The organism is Staphylococcus durrellii, from assembly GCF_015594545.1.
Classification (GTDB): Bacteria; Bacillota; Bacilli; order Staphylococcales; family Staphylococcaceae; genus Staphylococcus; species Staphylococcus durrellii.
Genome location: NZ_JADIIO010000001.1, coordinates 406,068 through 426,763, shown reverse-complemented (window position 1 = coordinate 426,763; position 20,696 = coordinate 406,068). Strand labels below are relative to the sequence as shown.

The window sequence follows — 20,696 nt, the reverse complement described above, 5'->3', positions numbered from 1 at the left end:
CGCGATAGACTTTTACTTCATGTATGACTGCTGTTTATTTTAAAATATTTTGGAAAATGTCAGGTACTCGCTCTATTGCTTGTTTTTGTAAATTATAAAATGTACCACTTTGTTTTCCTGTGCAATGCATTTTATGCTCTGAAATTATTTCAAATTCAAACTCCCAACTCAACCGACCCGCTTTGACTAGGTAACAGCGACCAATCGGCTTGTCATGAATCGTGATAGCCATTTGATACTCCGCTTCAGTCTTCATCAAAATTGGTGAGATATTATTTTTCATCATTTCAGAGTAACTCATATATTGATTTATAAAATCTGTTCTTAAATCTTCAAACCATCTTATATAAACGATATTACTAACTATCCCCATTGCATCAATATCATAACCATTCACTTCTAATTCTCTTTCAGCTACTAAAATTCTCTCAGCCATGTTTCTCTCTCCTCAATACCAACATTTATATACCCTATTATAAAAATTACATATAACGTTTTCATATACATAATTCAACAATGACAACTCATTATTTATCATCACGTTCAGGTGTAAAAACCTTACTTTCACTGTTATCAGGATAATAAAATCCATTAGGAATTGTCTGTAATTCTAGCAAGCTCCCCCATGGTGTTCTAATGTAAACTGTAGCATTACCTTTTGTATCTTCGTATCGCGTATTTTCGTGAGGTTCAGATAATGGCACACCTCCTGCTTTTTTCACCCGTTTCACCGCATTATCAAAATCATCTACATAAAATGATATGTGTGTATAACCTATATCTTGTAAGTTTTCAGCTCCTGACTGATGTGCATTTTCAAATTCAAACATCTCCACGTTAGGTCCGTTGCCAAACACCAGCATTCTTTTTTTGATTATTTTGGCGCCTTGTTCCAGTCCTAAAACATGTTCCACAAACGTACCAGCCCGAGGATCATCTCCTTTTGTTTGACTATCATATGCTATTTTAGCATCTAATGCTTCTTTGAAAAATTTAGTTGCCTCTTCTATATTAGGAACTGTTAAACCGATATGATTTATCCCTCTAGTAATAGACATGCATTTCACCTCTAAAAAATAATCTATTTTTTTTATTCCCTAAAACGTTATTTAGTAAAGATATATCGGTTATAGTCATAAAATACAATGTCAATTTAAATATCAATAGTCTACCAACTTAAAACGTAAATTTTAAGTTATATTCAATAAATATTACTGGTGAAATTCCTAGAGGCACAGGATAAGCTTCAGTCTGCAGTCATCAGCTTAACCTTCTTGGAAAGCAAGACCAATGATACAAACAATAAAATAAAAACCAATCAACGCTTTTTTCTTTCAAACGCGCTGATTGGTTTATAATATAAACTTTATATTCAAAATCTTGTATATTGAAAATATTTTATACATATATCTATTTTAAAATGGTCCTGATTTAGTAAATTACACTTTGCTGCAATGTACCTATAAGGCAACCATTTCAATATTTTACTTTTTAATCTTTATGTTAATTATTGTATCGCCTTCCTCAACCTCATCAGTAGTTAAAAGCTCTACATTTTGTTGATTTAAATTGGTAAATATTAAAGGCGTGATGATACTTGATGCGTACTTTTCTATGTAATCCAAGTCAAGTTTAATTAAAGGTTGACCTTGTTCAATTACTTGGTCTACTTCTACTAATGTTTCAAATCCTTGCCCTTTTAATTTTACAGTATCAATACCTATATGAATGAGTATCTCTAATCCTTCATCTGATTCTAATCCAATAGCGTGTTTTGTAGGGAAAACTGTTTTGACTATACCATTAAAAGGAGCTGTCACGATATCACTTTGAGGAACAAATCCAATCCCATCACCCATCATCTTTGCAGCAAAGGCTTTGTCAGGCACATCTGCTAAAGGTATTGGTTTACCTTTAAATGGCGCAGAAATTAATATACTATCACTTTTAATAATTGAACTATGCATTTCTTCCTTATTTTCATCGTAGGCAGTTTCAGTTGTATCTATAATTTCGCCCTTAATTATACGATTCATATCATGTTTAAGTTGATCAGACATCGGTCCAAAAATAGCTTGGATATTATTCCCAACCATTAATACGCCAGATGCACCTAATGATTTTAGTGTCTCTACGTCGACATTAGTCTTATTGTTCACTTCTACACGTAGTCGCGTAATACATGCATCTAAATGAGCTATATTACTTTGTCCGCCCATAGCATTTAATACTTTTGATGGCAAACTAGACAATGCATTTTTCTCTTTTTTCACTTCTACATCTTCTCTACCCGGCGTTTGTAAATTGAATTTTTTAATAACTATACTAAATAAGAAGTAATAGATTATCGCGTAAACTAATCCAACTGGTATAACTATTAGTGCATTTGTACGATCCCAGTGAAGTAAACCGTATAATATATAATCTATAAATCCTCCAGAGAATGTCATACCAATCTTTACATCTAATAAATGCATAATTAAAAATGAGCTTCCTGCCAATAATACATGAACAATATAAAGAACTGGCGCTACAAATAAGAAAGAAAATTCTAGAGGTTCAGTAATACCAGTTAAAAATGAAGTAAGTCCAGCTGATAACATTAAACCAGCGACTAATTTTTTATTCTCTGGACGAGCACTGCGGTAAATAGCAAAAGCTGCAGCAGGTAAACCGAACATCATAAATGGATATTTACCTGTCGTAAATGCCCCAGCAGTAAAATCAACTCCATCATTCATTTGAGCTATCCAAATACGTTGATCTCCACGCACAACATCACCCGCTAAATTTACATATTGGCCAAATTCGAACCAAAACGGCGCATAAAATATATGATGTAGTCCAAATGGAATTAAGGAACGTTCAATGATTCCGAATATAAAAGTTGTTAAAGTTAAATTTTTATTTAATAAGAAATTGGAAAGATTATTTAAGCCATCTTGAATAGGTGGCCATACAAAAGTTAGAGCAACACCCGTAAAGATAGCAACAACAGACGTAACAATTGGCACAAAACGTTTTCCTGCAAAAAAGCCTAAAAATGGAGGTAATGATATATTATAAAATCGATTATAACACCATGCTGCTAAAGCTCCCATAATAATTCCACCAAATACACCACTTTGTAAAGTCGGTATACCTAGAATAAGTGCGTGCGATTGTTCTTTATTCGCTTGACTTAATGTTTTAGCACCATCTGCATAACTATATATATCATCTATTGAAATATGCAATATCTTACCCATAGTAGCATTCATAATTAAAAAACCTACGAGCGCTGCTAATGCTGCAACACCGTCTCCACCTGCTAAACCTAGCGCAGTTCCTACTGCGAATAGTAATGGTAAGTTATCAAATATAATTTGCCCAGCTGATTCCATGATTGAAGAAATAATTGTAAATATTTCATATTTCAACCAAGGTGCTAACGATACAAGTTGTTCATTATGCATTGCATTCCCAATAGCTAATAAGATACCAGCAGCTGGTAATATTGCTACTGGTAACATTAAAGCTTTACCAATACGTTGCAAATGACCAAAAAAACGTTTAAACATGTTTCTAACATCCCTTCATAAATTTATTATCATCAATGCACGCAAAAAAGGCATGAGCAAAAAAACTATTAACAGTAATAGTCTCGTTTGCTCATGCCTGCCTAACCAGTAACACGCATATTCGATAATTTCATCAATATTATATATGAAAGAGACGTGCCAAACAACTGACACTCCAGCTTTTTAACTTTGCTAATAATATAAAATTAAAGCTATTGCCATAGCGCCGACGATTATAAGCATTAGAAGTGCATATGTATATGCGTTTTGATCTTAAAAACTTATAATAATTTTTTCATAACATGAACCCCTTTAGTCAATGTTGTAATTATTAAGATTATAAACTAGTACTTAAAAATTAATCTAAGTATATTAATATTGCTCAAAATATTATTATGTTAGCTATTTGATCAGATAAAAAAAGACAATCGCTTAAACGATTGTCTCTGTAAATTCAAACCATATTATGCTTAGAAGAAACGTTTAGCCGCTGTTGAAAGTGGTGGAATTTCATCTAAGTCTAATTTTTTATCTTCAGTAATTGATCTATAAGCCCATTTACCATAGTTAAGTGCTTCATCTTTAACAATTTTACCTGGTAATGGTGCAGCATTTGGATCAACATAAACGTTAACGATTGTAGGTCTATTTTGTGACATAGCTTCTTCTACAACTTCATCAATACGTTTTGGATCTTTTAACGTATATCCTACGCCGCCAGCACTCTCAGCAAATTTAGCGAGATCCATATCAGTAAAGTCGATGGCATACTCTAATTCGCCTGCAGCTTGTTGTTCATATTTAATGAATGAAAGTTCTTCGTTGTTCATAACGAATATTGTCATTGGCATATCATATTGCACAGCAGTTGCGAAGTCTTGCATTACCATTTGGAATGCACCGTCGCCAGCAATACCAACAACTTGTCTATTTGGATAAGCACGTTTAGCGGCAATTGCACCTGGTAAAGCACAACCCATAGTACCTAACCAACTAGATACGATGAATTTGTTATTAACAGTTAAATCAAGATAACGCGTTGACCAAACAGTTGAAGTACCTACATCAATAGAAAAGATAGCATCATCGTCTCTAACTTTGTTAATTGCATCCATTACACGTTCTGGACGAATTGGATTACTTTCATCAGCTTTATCTTTATCCATCCAAGAATCCCATGTAGCTTTACGTTCTAGTGTTTTAGTCATAAAGTCTCTGTTTGAAACGTGTTTAATTGAATCAGTAAGTTGTTGTAAAGCATATTTACTATCTCCTACGATACCAACATTGACGTCAAAACGGTGTCCGATAGCTTCTGGGTTAGTGTCTATTTGAATAGCTTTAATATTTTTCTTAGGTAAATAATTAACATAAGGATAGTTAGTACCTAACATAATTAGTAAATCTGCATCTTGAATTGTTTGATAAGATACTTTCGTACCAATCTTACCTAAGTTACCTAAATTATAAGGATGTGAATCTGGTAAAATACCTTTCGCTGGTAAAGTTATAATTGAAGGTATTTTAGCCGCTTCAATAAATTCTCTAACTTCGTCTTTAGCATGTTTAGCACCAGTACCGATAATCATCACTGGACGTTTACTTTTATCGATTAATTTCGCTGCTTTTTTAACGCTACGTTGTTTCGGAGCTACACGAGCTGGAGGTGCAGTATCTACTTTAGTATTAGTAGTATCTTTAACTTTTTGTGATAATAAGTTATTTGGTAATATTAATACTGCTACACCTTTTTTCTCATAAGCTGTTCGAATAGCTTCATTGACTATACCAAAAATGTCTTTATCTTTTTCAGTAATTTGACGTCTATAAACTGCTACATCTTCAACCATGTTGTAAATATCAGTTTCTTGGAACGCTTTAGTTCCAAGTTCAGTTGAATTAGTTTGGCCGGCTAAGACTAACTGAGGTACATTATCCATCTTAGCATCGTACATACCATTTAATAAGTGAACTACACCTGGTCCGCCTATACTAAGTGCTACACCAATTTTACCTGTTAATTTTGTGTAACTAGCTGCTGCTAAGCTTCCAACTTCCTCATGTCTTACATGTAGAAAATCAATATTATTTCTTTCTGTTCTCAAGCTATCAACGACTGCATCGATTGAATCTCCAGGGATACCATAAATATGATCTATATCCCAAGCTTGTAACGCTTTTACTAATGCATGATTTCCTTTAATTTTTGCCAATGTAAAAAGCTCCTTTCAAAAACTCAATGTTTAAAATTATACGATTCAGATTTTTTTCTTTCAAAACAAATGCTTAATTCATATTTTAATAAAGTAATAACAATAATATAGGTATGAGGATAGAACTTAATATAGCATTTAAAATCATACCAATCGAGCTAAATGCACCAGATTCAATATCAAGTTCAAGTGCTTTAGCTGTTCCGAATGCATGCGATGAATTCCCATACGTTAATCCACGGGCAATGGATGTTTGAAATTTAGCAAGTTTTAACAAGTATGCCCCAAGTATACTGCCAATTAATCCTGTACATATAATAAACATGACAGTAATTGTGTCTGTACCACCTAGTTGGTGTGATAATTCAATGCCTACCGCAGCTGTGATTGATCTTGGAAGTAATGTTACTATAACTTCTTTTGAGTAACCCATTAGCTTTAAAGTGATAAAAAGAAGAAAGAAATTAATTACTACTGCTGCAATAACGCTCGTAAATATAATGTTAGCATGTTGTAAAATCATTTTCCTATTTTTATATAATGGATACGCCAAACAGACGACCGTTGAATTTAACAAGTAATTAATCCATTTTCCTCCTGCCATATAATCATTATAGTCTTTACTAAATATTAATAAGATAATAATAATAAATAGTGAAGATATTAACGCTGGATTTAATAATGGATGTTTAAACTTTAATTGCAATTTTCTTGCAATTAGATAAGTTATAACTGTTAAAACAATCATGATTAATGTTTTTAAAACTAACATCTAATCACTCCCGTTACTGCCATTTGACGTTTTAAACATTTTTTCAGCGATATATCCCGAAATTAATGCCACGCTACAAGTGCCAGCAATAACTAATAAGAAAAATACAATGTAATTTAAATTAATATTAGAAGCAATATCCATTATACCAACGACTGATGGCACAAAGAAAAAGACCATTGTTGCGAGCAAGAAGTTTGCACCTTCTTTAACCCATTTTTCCGGGATTACTTTAAATTGTAATAATAAGAAAAATAAAGCTAGACCGACAATACTACCTGCAATAGGTATATGCAAAACTTGTTGTAATACATTACCTAAGTACGTTATTCCTGAAATTACAGCAATTTGAATTATAATTTTTATAACTTTTAAAGCTAACTGCATTCAATAATCACCCTTTTCCTAATGGTTCTATTCAGTGGTTGTTTTGATTACAGTTATTATTGTAAGCTTAAATGTCCCATAATAAAAATATTGATTTTACATACTATCTATTACTTTTTTCTATGAAAACGATTGCTTACATTATGCACCATAATAAAAAGAGACGCTTTCGTAAGCCACAAACCTTATTTAAAATCCATAATAGCTTAACGTTAGTGAGCTCATTGCATCTCTTTAGACATGTTAGTTCAAATGTTATATCAAGTTTTATAATCTTTGTTCCATAAAATTAATCCATTTTCGCGTCGCGTGGCTTAAGTATTTATCCTTTTTCCAAATAACCCCTAGTTGCCATTTCATTGCTGGATCATCAATTTTGATAACTTTAAAATTACTATCTAGCATTTGGACAATACTTTCCGGTAAAATACTTACACCTAAGTGTGCGTTTAATAGATTATCAATAAAATTCCATTGCGAAATTTTAGAAATCGTTTTAGGTATAAACCCAGCATTTTTTGCCGCTTCTCTTATTTTATCATTCAGATAAAAATCTTCATTAAATAAAATAAAATCTTCTTCTGTTAATTCTGACATTGCGATGGTAGAATTGTTGGCTAACCTGTGTTCCTTATTAAGTACTAGCCTCAAGTCTTCTTGGTATAAAGGAATAGAATTAAAGATGGTACTATCAACAGGTATGGTTGTTATTCCAATATCAATTTCGTCATTATAAAGTTGAGATTCAATCATCTTCCCGCCATTTTCAACCATGTTATACGTCACATTAGGATACAATTGATGAAATTCGCCTAATAATTTTATAAATTGATTCATGTTCATCACTGCTGATAAACCAATACTTATATGCCCGGTTTCAAGGCCAAGCAAACTATTTATTTCTGTAGGCAGATTATTATATAACGCTAAAATTTCCTTACTTTTCTTATAGAAGATTTCGCCCGCATCTGTTAATACTATTTGTCTTTTACTACGATCAAATAACGGCATTGCCAATTCATTTTCCAGATCTTTAATTGCTTTACTAATCGTCGGTTGTGCTATATATAGTGCTTTTGAAGCATTAGTCATACCACCATGGTTTACGACCTCTACAAAATAGTTCATTTGTTTAATATCCACAGAGCTTTACACCTGCCTATTCTATTATCTATATTATGTAAATTTTATCATGAATATCCTGTTACTCGTTAAAACAAATAATGATTTTAAATTTAATCTTAGTTTTATATTACAGTAATATTTATTATGTCGCTATTATATTAATTGTTGTTGTTAAGACAACTTATATTGTTCAACCTTAATTAGCCTTTTAGTAAAAAAAGTCTTAAGAAAAAATACTATGTCGCATTGCTGTCGCTTTTACTTTGCTATTTACGACTAATGTTACCTTTTAAGCACTCAACAACTCCAATATTTCCTATGCCGTCAAATATTATTATGCCAAGTATATAAACCTATTCCTAATTGCTGGAGAAATGCGAACCATTGGTACAAAAATGCCAAACGGTCAGGTCATCGTGTAGGAACAAGGCCTGTTCCTCGAGCTATTCTACAATCAACTGCTGGTTATTTTGGTCACGTCTCCTACGTTGAAACTGTATATAAAAGCAGTAGTATAAAAATTTCATACTATAATTACAGTCGCGCACGCGCATATGGTATATGAACATTAAGTAAAGTTTTACCAAAAAATATCATTACATTTATTAATTAAAGAGACAGTTATAAGTCACATATTATGTCTTATAACTGTCTCTTTTTGATTATTTGTTACTATAACGGTAATCTTGTAATATGCGTTTTGCAGCATCTGTATTAGCCTGTATTTCTTGCTTTAAGGCGTTTGCTACGTAACTTATCTCTTCACCTTGAGCACCTACAACAATTGCTAAAGATTTATATTGTAATGACATGTGACCTTGTTGTATGCCTTCAGATACTAATGCGCGACAAGCAGAAAAGTTTTGTGCCAAACCAACCGAAGCAACGACATGCCCTAATTCTTGGGCACTTTCTACATTTAATATATTTAATGCAGCTTGCGCAATTGGTAAAACTTTGGTACCACCACCTACCGTTGCTAGCGTCATCGGCACTTCTATTGTACCAATTAAACGTTGTCTTTCTCGATCGTATTTCCATGTTGCAAGTCCTTGATATCGCCCATCTTTACTTGCATAAGCATGTGCGCTCGCTTCAGCACCACGCGTATCATTACCTGTTGCAAGCACAACCGCATGTATACCATTCATTACACCTTTATTATGCGTTGCAGCACGATGAATATCTACTTGAGCTAATACTGAAGCTCTCTCCATACGGTGAGCAACTGTTTTTCCATCATAATTACCTTTTGCTAGATCCGATACTTGAATTTCACCTTCAACTTTTACTACAGATGCTGTAGCATGGTTAGATAAAATACTCATTAAAACATTACTATCATTGAGTTCAAGTTTTAAATGCGACGCTATACCTTCCAAAATAGTGTTTAACATATTGGCACCCATTGCATCTTTGGTGTCTACAAAGACTTTAAGAGACAATAAATTTTCTGTTGGAAAAGTATCTATTTCAATACGTCGATAGCCTCCCCCACGATTAATAATAGATGGATAAACTTCATCAGCAATTGATTTTAATTGGTCTTCCAACTGATAAATTTTAGTAGCTAATGCTTCTGTGTCTTGTACATCATCAAATACAATTTGTCCTATCATTAGTCGTTCGCTCGTCACAACTTTAAAACCACCAGTGTTATTTACGAGTTTGGCACCGTAACTCGCTGCAGCAACAACTGAAGGTTCTTCAACCATCATAGGAACCGCATAACTTTTTTTATCGACAATGATATTAGGTAAGATACCTACAGGAATAGCTCCCTGACCAATAACATTTTCTATTAGACTATTCGCTATGTCTTCATCGATAACTTGATTTTTTAGCAGATGATTTTTGTACTCCTCAGTCAGTAGGCCCTGTGCTTCTAATTCATTTAACTTTTCTTCTCTTGATAAATGTCTAAATGATTTATCTAATGCACTCATAATACTTAACGTCCTTTCTCTATAAGTAATGCTATACCTAAGCCACCACCTATACATGCGGTAGCAATTCCTGTAGTCTTATTTTCTTGTGCTAATATATTTACTAGCGTAGTAACCAAACGCGTACCACTAGCACCTATAGGGTGTCCTAATGCAATTGCGCCGCCGTATAAATTTAGCTGGTCATCTGTAATGCCTAAGTTTGCTTTAACTGGTATACTTTGAGCCGCAAATGCCTCTGTCATTTCAACAACATCTATATCTGAAATTGCATTGCCACTTTTTTCTAAAAGCTGTGAAACTGCGTAATATGGTGCATAGCCCATATACTGTGGATCGCAGCCAACTTCAGCATAATCTCCTACAAAACCTAAAATATCATAGTTATGCTCTTTAGCGTATTGTTCATCCATTAAAATCACCGCTGCAGCGCCGTCATTAATACTCGAAGCATTACCACCTGTTACCGTACCGTTCTCATCAAAGATAGTCTTTAAAGTGCTTAATTTTTCAACGCTACTATTTGCTCTAATACCCTCGTCTGCGGTCATCATGACACCTTCATTATCTTCTAAAGGTACAATTTCATTATTAAATTTACCTTGTTGAGTAGCTTTAGCTGCTTTTTGTTGAGATATGTTCGCAAATTCATCTTGTTGTTCACGCGTTACGTTATATTTTTGAGCAATTTTTTCTGCCGTTACACCCATTGGTACATTGTGAAATGCATCAGTTAATCCATCATGCATAAAACTATCTACCGGTGTTTCTTGTTCATTTAAAAGTAGCTTAGGCGCATTTGTCATGCTTTCGACGCCACCCACTGCCACGACTTTTGCTTCTCCTAATTGGATTAATTGTTTACCTAGTATTATGGATTTAAGACCAGAACCACAAACTTCATTAATTGTCATGGCAGGGGTAGTATTAGCTAATCCAGCATTAATGCCTATTTGACGAGCTGGATTTTGACCACTACCACTTTGTAAGACATTACCAAAAATCACTTGTTCAACATCATTGGGATTAATATCAACAGCGTCTAACGCTGCTTTTAACGCAGTGGTGCCTAATTCGACAGCTGTGTAATTACTTAATTTTCCTCTAAATCTTCCGATTGGTGTTCTTTTAACACTAACTATTGCTATTTTATTCATTGTTATTCCTCTTTTCTTAAACCTTAAAATAATTGTATTTATGAAGTCTATTTTGGTATGATACAGTTGCTTATTTATAAATAGAAAGGTGTCGATACATAATGACTATCGGTATAGATCAACTCGATTTTTACGTTCCACAATTTTATGTAGATATGGCTAAACTAGCTGAAGCACGTAATGTAGAACCCAATAAATTTTTACTTGGAATCGGCCAAACAGAAATGTCTGTGAGCCCAGTAAGCCAAGATATTGTTTCAATGGGTGCTAACGCTGCTCAAAATATTGTCTCTGATGATGATAAAAAAAATATTTCAATGGTTATAGTTGCTACTGAATCAGCAATAGATTCTGCAAAAGCATCAGCTGTTCAAATACATAATCTACTAGGTATTCAACCCTTTGCACGCTGCTTTGAAATGAAGGAAGCATGTTACGCTGCTACACCTGCTATTCAACTTGCAAAAGATTATTTAGCAAACCGTCCAAATGAAAAAGTATTAGTTATCGCAAGTGATACTGCACGATACGGCTTAAATTCTGGTGGTGAACCAACTCAAGGCGCTGGTGCAGTTGCCATGCTAATCTCACACAACCCACGTATTCTTGAATTAAATGATGATGCAGTGGCATACACTCAAGACGTTTATGATTTCTGGAGACCTTCTGGACTATCTTACCCATTAGTTGCTGGTGCTTTATCAAAAGACGCCTATATCCAGTCGTTCCAAGAAAGTTGGAATGAATACGCTAAACGTTACAATAAGTCACTTTCAGATTTTGCTTCTTTATGTTTCCATGTACCATTTACAAAAATGGGTAAAAAAGCACTTGATTCAATTTTAACAGATGATATTGATTCTGAAACACATCATCGCTTAACATCTGGCTATGATGCAGCAACATATTACAACAAATATGTAGGCAATATCTATACTGGTTCATTGTATTTAAGTTTAATTTCTTTATTAGAAACATACGACATAGAAGCTGACCAAAATATTGGCTTGTTTAGTTATGGCTCAGGTTCTGTAGGTGAATTCTTTAGTGGTAAACTCGTTGACGGATATAAAGATGCGCTAAATGTAGAGCATCATAAAGCACTATTAAACGCTCGTACTGAATTATCAGTAGAGGAATATGAACATTTCTTCAACCGTTTCGATAACCTTGAATTCGATCATGAAACTGAATTAACAAATAATGAACATGGCATTTTTTACTTAAATGAAATTAATGACCATATCCGTAATTATGATACCTTAAAATAAAACTTAAATCACTGGAAAAGATATGTAATATTGTAATCAATTTTCTAAATTTAAATAAATTGAGGCTAAGTATATACATTAATTATTTAATGAATATGCTTAGCCTTTTTATTATCTTATGGTTTCGTACTATGGCTAGGAACATGAAATGCCGACATATTTACTTCTTCGATGTTTAATAATTTAACTTTTCTTTCAATACCGCCACCAAATCCCGTAAGACTACCATTGGCACCTACCACTCTGTGACATGGAATAATAATCGATATGGGATTACTACCTACTGCACCTCCAACTGCTTGTGCAGACATCTTCGTTTGTCCACGTTCATTGGCAATTTGTTGTGCAACTTCACCATAAGTAACTGTTTTGCCATAAGGAATTGCTTGTAACTTCGACCATACTGTCATACGAAAATCAGTTCCAGTTGGCTTAAGCGGGAAATTGATTGCTGGCTTATTTCCTGAGAAATATTCATCTAACCAATGCGTTACTTTATCAAATATAGGTTGGTATTGTTCTTTTACAGTATCGTTTAACAAAGACTCATAGTTTTGTTGATTTTCAAACCATAACCCCGTTACGTTTTGACCATCCGTAGTAATCGTTAAATCCCCAACTGGTGACTTATATGTCATTTTATATTGCATTTATGTTGCCTTCTTTCTTTATAAATATCAGTATCTTTATTTGCTATAAGTGTTAGTTATCACACGTTTTTAGAACTATTAGGTATTACGAATGCACTTATGATGACGGCGCTAAAAATTAATACAACGCCAGCTAAGAACGCGATACTTGCAGCTAAATGAATACTAAAACCACTTAAGGATAATGCCGTATAAATCGAAGTAATAATAGCGATACCGAATGCACCACCTAAAGTAGAGCCCATTTTAAAAATGCCAGATGCCACACCAATTTTCTCAGGTGGTGTCGTTGAAACTGCAGTACTTAAAGCAGGTGTGGCGAAAAATCCTGTACCCGCACCGAAGCAAGTAGTTGCGATTAACATTAAACCAATATACATACCCGTATGCAAAAACGTGACAGACATTAACAATACACCTATTCCTGTTATTATCGGTCCTATAACCATTGCTCGCTTAGCACCAAACTTATTAATACTTTTCTCGCCTAATCTAACAACGATTAATAAAGCGATGAGGTATGGCAACGTAATTAATCCTGCCTTAAACCCACTAAGACTATGCCCCGCTTGTGCATATATATTTATTAATGCAATAACCCCTACGCCAGTATTTAATAAACAATTGGCTAAAACTGCTCCTGTATACGAATGATTTTTAAATAAGCTTAAATCTATAAATGGTGTATTCATATGTCGTTCATATTTAATGAACACTATACTAAATACTACAAATACTATAAAAAGTGCTATCGTAATATTACTTAACCAGCCTATTTTATAACCTTGCGTAATAATAAAACTAATACTACCAATCATTATAATAAATATCACTAGACCTATGTAATCAAAGCTTGTTTGTCTATTACTCTCATAATTACTCTCTGGTATATTTTTAAGTAAGAATAATGAAATTAGTGCTACTATAATCGAAATGATAAAAATCGTTTGCCAAGTAGCTGCAGTAGCAATTGATCCAGCAAAAAATGATGCTAGACCGGTACCACCAAAAGAGCCTATAGACCAAAAACTTAACGCCTTTTGTCGTTCTTCACCTTTGAAAAAGTCATTTATCATGGCAATCGTCGCCGGCATAATAATAGCTGCTGAAAAACCTTGTAACACTCTCCCTAATAATAATAAAACCATATGATTAGAAACAATCAGTGATAAAGAACCTAAAATACTTAATATAAGTCCCAACTTGGTCATCTTTACTTTTCCGATACGATCCGAAATTTTACCTGCTACAACCATAAATACGCCTGTTACAAACGATGTTAGACTTACTGATATATTAATGATATCAGGACTTACTGGATATGTTTGTTGAACCATGGGCCCTATATTTAAAAACGCCTGCGCAAACAACCAATATGTCAAAATTGATAACATTATCCCTGTGATTAATTGACCCTTTGAGAAATGTGTCTCAGTATCTTTCATTTTGCTCCCTCCCAATTTACAATCCCCAAAGTAAAACAACATCATTGTTAGAATAGTCTGATAATTGATGATAAATGTTTCACTTCTTTTATGTATAAACCTATCTTGGACGATAATAATACATGTTGCAATATTTTAAATTTACAATTAAAACAAAAATAAGACTATGACACCGCGTCACAGCCTTATTGTAATATTATGTTATTTATTTTGATTAGCAAATACCTGACTAATGCTTCTTAGTTTTTCAGGCGCATCACCTTGCGCCATTTTAACTTCTACGAAATGCATTTTATTGCCTTGCGCTTTTATGTTTTCGAAAGTATGTTTTAAATCTTGCGCATTGGCTACTTCATGTATACCTACATTATCGCCGCCAAATACTTGTGGTAAAGCTTTGTAATCCCACATATGAATATCGTTGTATGGTTGATGTTCTCCGTGTATTAGTCGTTCTACCGTATACCCATCATTGTTAATGACAAAAATAATAGGGTTAATTTGTTGGCGAATCATAGTTGATAATTCTTGTACAGTTAATTGTAATGATCCATCACCAATTAATAAGATATTTCTACGTTGTTGGTCTGCCATTTGTGTACCTAATAATGACGGTAAAGTGTAACCGATTGAGCCCCAAAGTGGTTGCCCAATAAATTTATTATTTTTATATAACACTAAATCATATGCGCCAAAGAAAGAAGTCCCTTGTTCAGCTAAAATGACATCATCTAAACCAATAAATTGTTGCATCATTTTGAAGTAAGTTTCTTGTTCTAATGGCTCACTCGTTAACTCAATATTGTCATCAAGTTCACGGTTTATTTCAAGGAATGTAGCGTCATTATGATAATCAATTGCCAATAAGCTATCTAGTATAGTCGGTAAATCAATATCATCACGTCTTGTTTCATTCATTTTGAAATTACGATGATTTAACATCACTACATCATCGATATCAAATTCGTATGAGAAGCCAGCAGATGCTGAATCAGTAATTTTAGCACCTATATTTAAAATAGCATCACTTTGATCTACATATTTTCTAACATTTTCTTCTGCCACACTACCATCATATATACCAAGATAATGTTTATTCTCTTCATTAAAAGCGCCTTTACCTAAAGACAGTTGGGCTACTGGTATATTTGTTTTATTAACAAATGCTTCTAACTTTTCATGTAAATCAAAGCTATTTATTTCATGTCCAGTAATTATAACCGGCTGTGATGCACTGTTTAATTTTTGAGTGATCATTTCAACGATTTGGTCATCAATCGTAGATTCTTTCACAGTCGGTTGAAATGCTTTGTCTACTTCAATTTCAGTCATTGCAACATCAATTGGTAGGTGTACATGTACTGGACGGCGTTCGTTAATAGCAGCATTGATTAATCTAGGGATTTCTTCTACAGCATTATTTGTAGTGATATAACCTTGTGCCGTCGTAATATGTTCAAACATTTTTCTATAATCATCAAAAGTGCCTTCTCCTAATGAGTGATGCACAAATTTACGCTCTTGTTCTACTTTAGTTGTTGGTGCACCTGTTATAGCAATTACTGGTACGCGTTCTGCATATGATCCAGCTATACCATTTACTGCACTCAATTCTCCTACGCCAAATGTGGTAATCATTGCAGCTAGTCCATTCATTCTTGCATATCCGTCAGCAGCGTAACTTGCATTAAGTTCATTTGTATTACCTATCCATTTTACATCCTTATGCTCAATAACGTCATCTAAAAATGCTAAGTTAAAATCTCCTGGAACACCAAAAATCTCGTTTACTCCTGCGTTGTGAATAGCATCAATTAAATACTGTCCTACTCTCATTTTCATAATTCATTCCACCTTTCACAATTGGCCTTACAATTAATATGATATACATATAACGTAAATAGGTCAACTATATTGACTTAATTATGATAACTTCCCTTTTTTTGCTATAATGGATAAAACTATTTATTTTAAAGGAAGTTACATTAATGACAAACCATCGCGATTATGAACATATGTTGTTTTATTTTGCCTATAAAACTTTTATCAATAGAGCCGACGAAATCATTGAACAATCAGGGATGAATCGTCAACATCACCGTTTTTTATTTTTCATCAATAAATTACCAGGTATTACGATTAAGCAACTTTTAGCAGTGCTAGATATTTCTAAACAAGGCTCTCACGCCACATTAAAAACGTTAAAAGAGAAAAAATTAATCGTCGAACATCCTAATCCTGATGATATGCGTGTCAAACAACTATTTATCACTGACGAGGGACATGAGTTAGTTGAACAACTTAACAGTGCTCAAAACGATCTATTACGTCAAATTTTTAGCGACGGCGATAATGATTGGTATCGCATCATGGAAGAACTAGCCGACCATCGTGATGGCTTTAGAGATATTAAACATTTAATCAAAGAAGACTATCATTAATTTTCATACAAAAACTACCTATTAGCCTTTTAAGCTAATAGGTAGTTTTAATTTTGCTTATTAAAACATTTCTGAAACGACTTTTTGTTCTAAGAAGTTCAATAAGTAGTCAGGACTTCCTGTTTTGGCATCTGTCCCAGACATTTTAAAGCCACCAAATGGGTGGTAGCCCATTACCGCTGCAGTACAACCACGATTTAGGTATAAGTTACCTACATCGTAATCACGCACAGCTCTAATCCAATGTTCACGATTATTAGTGATTACCGCGCCTGTTAAACCATAATCAGTGTCGTTAGCAATTTCTAACAATTCGTCAAAGTTTGAACCTTTAACGAAACCTACTACCGGTCCGAATATTTCTTCTTGCATTACACGATCTTTTGATTTCAATCCTGAAATAATAGTTGGTTCGATGAAATAGCCTGTGCCATCATCAGCACCGCCACCTTGTTCAATCTTGCCTTCTTTACCTCCAATTTCGATATAATTTTTAATTTTATCGAATTGTTTTTTATTAATAACAGGTCCCATGTAAGTGTTATTTACAGTGTTACCTAATTCTAGTTCTTTAGTTAATTTGATAGCTTTTTCTAACACTTCATCATGTACATCTTTGTGCACGATTGCTCTTGAACACGCTGAACATTTTTGTCCAGAGAATCCAAATGCAGATGTCACAATAGATTCAGCAGCTAAATCAGTATCGCAATCTTTATCAACGATAATGGCATCTTTACCGCCCATTTCAACGATAACGCGTTTTAAGAATTGTTGCCCTTTTTGAACTATAGCTGCTCTCTCAAAAATACGCACACCTGTTGCTCTTGAACCAGTAAATGTAACAAAATGCGTATGCTTGCTATCAACTAAATAGTCTCCAATTTCTTTAGGGTCACCAGGTACGAAGTTAACTACACCTTTAGGTAATCCAGCTTCTTCTAAAATTTCCATTAATTTATAAGCAGTCAATGGTGTATCTTCTGCTGGTTTTAATAATACAGTGTTACCTGCAACCACTGGCGCTAAAGTTGTACCAGCCATGATAGCAAATGGGAAATTCCAAGGTGGAATAGTGACACCAGTACCGATTGGTTTATAGAAGTACTTATTATGTTCTCCTTCTCTATCTAACACTGGTTTACCGTCTGCTAAGTCCATCATAGATCTAGCATAGTATTCAATGAAATCAATACCTTCACTTGCATCACCTACAGCTTCATCCCATGGTTTACCTGCTTCATAAACCATTACTGCCGCGATTTCTTCTTTTTTTCTGCGAATAATTGCTGCGATACGTAATAATAATTCTGCACGATCTCTATGAGACCATTTTCTCCATGATTCGTACGCCTTGTTTGCAGCATCAAAAGCTTTATCTACTTCTTTTTTAGATGCCTTTGATACTTCTGCAATTACTTCACTCGTTTTTGCTGGATTAATAGACGTATACGTATCTTTCGTATAAGACTCTTCTCCATTTATTACTAAAGGAATTTTTGTACTCAATTCACCTTTTACTTTATTTAAGGCCTCCTTGAATGACTCTACATTTTTTTGATCTGTAAAATCAATCCCAGGTTCATAACTATACTTTACTACCATCTTTTCTACCCCCATGTCATTTGTAAATAGAAAACTAAAAAATGGATTAATCCATTCACTATATATTCTATCTACTTCTAAGTATAATTGCAAACGCTTCCAGCAAACTTTTCTTACCTGTATTGTCCACAATTATTTTAAGTGGCTTAAAATATCAAAAAAACTGTGCTAAACCTTTATGTGATAACGTTTTGCGACATTGTAATCAAAATTTAATCATCCTTAAATATATATTATTATTGTATTTAATTTACATATGTTATGATTCCTTTTTGAATATTTATGAAATAAAAAAACATTTTTATATTACACACAATATTTTACGAAAGGTACAATTATAACTATGAAAACATATACATCAGTAATATTTTGGATGCGCACTATCGCATGTTTAAGTATTGTGCTGATCCATTCTATAACTACGACCTTTATCCAAAGTGATAATTTAGGCCAAGGCACATTAATCCGCATTATCCAACTGCTATTGATGTTCAGTACGCCATTATTTGTATTTATATCAGAATTTTTATTAGCTAAAAATTATCACACTACTATTAAAAAAGGCTTTTTTAAAGATAAATTAATTTATTTAGGTATACCTTACATATGCATAAATATTGGTATTTCTTATTTCTATTTTAAACCAGATTCTTTTAAATCCTTTTTAGGACATTTAAATGACACTATGTTTCATGGTGCAGCTATAACCTATTTTATAATTATAATCATGCAATTCTACTTATTACATTTCTTTTTTGCTAAATATTTAGTGAGATGGAAACCTATACCTATTATTATAGGTGCTACTGTTTTCGCCACTTTATACTGGGCATTTAGAGAATTTGTTCCTCCAGCACATGGCGACATCGTTTCTATGTTTTGGGGGCGCGAAGGTTGGATGTTATTCCTAGGTTGGCTTAGTTATTTTATACTCGGTTTTTATATGGGAGTATATTATGAAACCCTAATGAAAAATATTAAAAATTATACATTATCAATCATTATAGGTACGATACTTGCTGCAAGCTTATTAATATTTAATTATGTGTTTGGCGTTAGTACATGGGTCGAATCAAAACGATTTGATATTCCTATTTACGTAACAATGGTAATTTTAATGTTTTTCTTATTTTCATCATATATTAAATACGTTCCAAAATTCATTTTATTTATAAGTAATTATTCTTTTTGCATATATTTGTTGCATTACTTTTTCGTAAACCAGCTTGGTATGCTTAGAGAAGACAGTGCTATAAGAAATATCTTTTTCACATTTGTTATTACTTTAACTGTGGCTGTTTGCTTAGCATATTTACTTAACTTATTTAAATTTGGTAAATATATAATAGGTGGTATTGGTCATATAAAACATGAAAAAGTCTATGAGAGTTATAAACTAGGCAAAATGGATTAATACAACAATCAACACATATTAAAAGAGAGCGCTAAATTTAGCGCTCTCTTTTTGTTCCAAAAATATATTACTGGTGTACAGAATCTAATTTTCATCACATGTAATAACGTAAAATTATTTTCTACTACTACGTTTATATTGTTGGCTATTTTGCGAATTTTTATTAGTCGCTTTGTTTTTAACTTGCTTAGCTTGTTTTTTAGTATATTGCTTTGCCTTATCGCTACGTGCCATTAACATTATACCGGCTATTAACCATAGTAATGAAGTGATTAAATTACCTGTCAATAGGTTAACAATAGCCATTAGTATTAATAGCACACCTATTGTCTTAGGTATACGACGCATTAATTGAGTCATAATTATAGCTAAAATAAAGCATACAATTGCTATTATAACGATAATTATCACACCGTGTTTTACAAGATCAAATAACGCTGAAGGTGTGACTTGTGATAAAGATTGATTCAAACTTCCATTAGCTTTCATCGATTGAATTCGATTAATCGCTTCATTTTTAATACTAGGATCATTTAAAAATGGTAATGCCAACGCCATTAATGCAATCATTAATATTTGGAATAGTATACCTATCCAAGTTAAAACCTTCTCAGCTGTACGTTTCATGTTTGTACCTCCTCAAACAAAATTCTTTGCTCATAGTTAATTATAACTGTTGATATACAAATAACGCAAAATAACTTATGTTC

At 33.2% G+C, this 20,696-nt stretch carries 18 protein-coding genes; 4 read left to right on the top strand and 14 right to left on the bottom strand.

Annotated features, from left to right (window positions below; all coding sequences use genetic code 11):
- Positions 1-34: 34 nt before the first annotated feature.
- The 7 genes from ISP02_RS01820 to cidR all read right to left on the bottom strand — a co-directional run bounded on the left by ISP02_RS01820 (position 35) and on the right by cidR (position 8,075).
- Positions 35-436 (bottom strand): acyl-CoA thioesterase, encoded by a 402-nt coding sequence (locus tag ISP02_RS01820; protein ID WP_195719968.1) that lies wholly within the window; start codon positions 434-436, stop codon positions 35-37.
- 91 nt (positions 437-527) lie between these two features.
- The gene (locus ISP02_RS01815; RefSeq protein ID WP_195719967.1) at positions 528-1,058 is read right to left on the bottom strand and encodes a VOC family protein; all 531 of its coding nucleotides are present in this window, start codon (positions 1,056-1,058) and stop codon (positions 528-530) included.
- A gap of 426 nt (positions 1,059-1,484) precedes the next feature.
- Entirely contained in the window at positions 1,485-3,560 is a 2,076-nt protein-coding gene (gene ptsG, locus ISP02_RS01810) for a glucose-specific PTS transporter subunit IIBC (RefSeq protein ID WP_195719966.1), read from the bottom strand.
- Between the two features lie 470 nt (positions 3,561-4,030).
- The gene (locus tag ISP02_RS01805) at positions 4,031-5,773 is read right to left on the bottom strand and encodes a pyruvate oxidase (RefSeq protein WP_195719965.1); all 1,743 of its coding nucleotides are present in this window, start codon (positions 5,771-5,773) and stop codon (positions 4,031-4,033) included.
- 85 nt (positions 5,774-5,858) lie between these two features.
- Positions 5,859-6,545, bottom strand: a complete 687-nt coding sequence (locus ISP02_RS01800; RefSeq protein ID WP_195719964.1) for an LrgB family protein — start codon at positions 6,543-6,545, stop codon at positions 5,859-5,861.
- Entirely contained in the window at positions 6,546-6,932 is a 387-nt protein-coding gene (locus ISP02_RS01795) for a CidA/LrgA family protein (protein WP_195719963.1), read from the bottom strand. It lies immediately after the preceding gene.
- Between the two features lie 267 nt (positions 6,933-7,199).
- Complete coding sequence (gene cidR / locus ISP02_RS01790) at positions 7,200-8,075, bottom strand: cidABC operon transcriptional activator CidR (protein ID WP_195719962.1); 876 nt, start codon at positions 8,073-8,075, stop codon at positions 7,200-7,202.
- A gap of 310 nt (positions 8,076-8,385) precedes the next feature.
- Here cidR and ISP02_RS13175 point away from each other — a divergent pair, with 310 nt between their 5' ends.
- Entirely contained in the window at positions 8,386-8,622 is a 237-nt protein-coding gene (locus ISP02_RS13175; protein WP_328806061.1) for a CHAP domain-containing protein, read from the top strand.
- Positions 8,623-8,719: 97 nt separating this feature from the next.
- On the opposite strand, the gene ISP02_RS01785 is transcribed toward ISP02_RS13175, so the two are convergent.
- Positions 8,720-10,003, bottom strand: a complete 1,284-nt coding sequence (locus tag ISP02_RS01785; RefSeq protein WP_195719961.1) for a hydroxymethylglutaryl-CoA reductase, degradative — start codon at positions 10,001-10,003, stop codon at positions 8,720-8,722.
- A gap of 5 nt (positions 10,004-10,008) precedes the next feature.
- Complete coding sequence (locus ISP02_RS01780) at positions 10,009-11,160, bottom strand: thiolase family protein (RefSeq protein ID WP_195719960.1); 1,152 nt, start codon at positions 11,158-11,160, stop codon at positions 10,009-10,011.
- A gap of 101 nt (positions 11,161-11,261) precedes the next feature.
- Here ISP02_RS01780 and ISP02_RS01775 point away from each other — a divergent pair, with 101 nt between their 5' ends.
- Positions 11,262-12,431, top strand: coding sequence for a hydroxymethylglutaryl-CoA synthase (locus tag ISP02_RS01775; protein ID WP_195719959.1), 1,170 nt, complete (start codon positions 11,262-11,264; stop codon positions 12,429-12,431).
- A 116-nt stretch (positions 12,432-12,547) separates the two neighbouring features.
- Here ISP02_RS01775 and ISP02_RS01770 read toward each other — a convergent pair whose 3' ends face one another.
- From ISP02_RS01770 to ISP02_RS01760, 3 genes are all read right to left on the bottom strand, one after another.
- Positions 12,548-13,081: a methylated-DNA--[protein]-cysteine S-methyltransferase gene (locus tag ISP02_RS01770; RefSeq protein WP_195719958.1), complete on the bottom strand. Its 534-nt coding sequence runs from the start codon at positions 13,079-13,081 to the stop codon at positions 12,548-12,550.
- 59 nt (positions 13,082-13,140) lie between these two features.
- The gene (locus tag ISP02_RS01765; protein ID WP_195719957.1) at positions 13,141-14,526 is read right to left on the bottom strand and encodes an MFS transporter; all 1,386 of its coding nucleotides are present in this window, start codon (positions 14,524-14,526) and stop codon (positions 13,141-13,143) included.
- A gap of 201 nt (positions 14,527-14,727) precedes the next feature.
- A complete protein-coding gene (locus ISP02_RS01760; RefSeq protein ID WP_195719956.1) occupies positions 14,728-16,368 on the bottom strand; it encodes an alpha-keto acid decarboxylase family protein in 1,641 nt (546 codons plus the stop codon).
- A 146-nt stretch (positions 16,369-16,514) separates the two neighbouring features.
- Here ISP02_RS01760 and ISP02_RS01755 point away from each other — a divergent pair, with 146 nt between their 5' ends.
- The gene (locus tag ISP02_RS01755) at positions 16,515-16,967 is read left to right on the top strand and encodes a MarR family winged helix-turn-helix transcriptional regulator (RefSeq protein ID WP_195719955.1); all 453 of its coding nucleotides are present in this window, start codon (positions 16,515-16,517) and stop codon (positions 16,965-16,967) included.
- Between the two features lie 60 nt (positions 16,968-17,027).
- Here the strand turns inward: ISP02_RS01755 and pruA are convergent, their stop codons facing one another.
- Positions 17,028-18,572: an L-glutamate gamma-semialdehyde dehydrogenase gene (pruA, locus tag ISP02_RS01750; RefSeq protein ID WP_195719954.1), complete on the bottom strand. Its 1,545-nt coding sequence runs from the start codon at positions 18,570-18,572 to the stop codon at positions 17,028-17,030.
- A 343-nt stretch (positions 18,573-18,915) separates the two neighbouring features.
- Here pruA and ISP02_RS01745 point away from each other — a divergent pair, with 343 nt between their 5' ends.
- Positions 18,916-19,986 (top strand): acyltransferase family protein, encoded by a 1,071-nt coding sequence (locus ISP02_RS01745; protein ID WP_195719953.1) that lies wholly within the window; start codon positions 18,916-18,918, stop codon positions 19,984-19,986.
- Between the two features lie 114 nt (positions 19,987-20,100).
- Here ISP02_RS01745 and ISP02_RS01740 read toward each other — a convergent pair whose 3' ends face one another.
- Positions 20,101-20,613, bottom strand: coding sequence for a DUF4064 domain-containing protein (locus ISP02_RS01740; protein ID WP_195719952.1), 513 nt, complete (start codon positions 20,611-20,613; stop codon positions 20,101-20,103).
- Positions 20,614-20,696 lie beyond the last annotated feature (83 nt).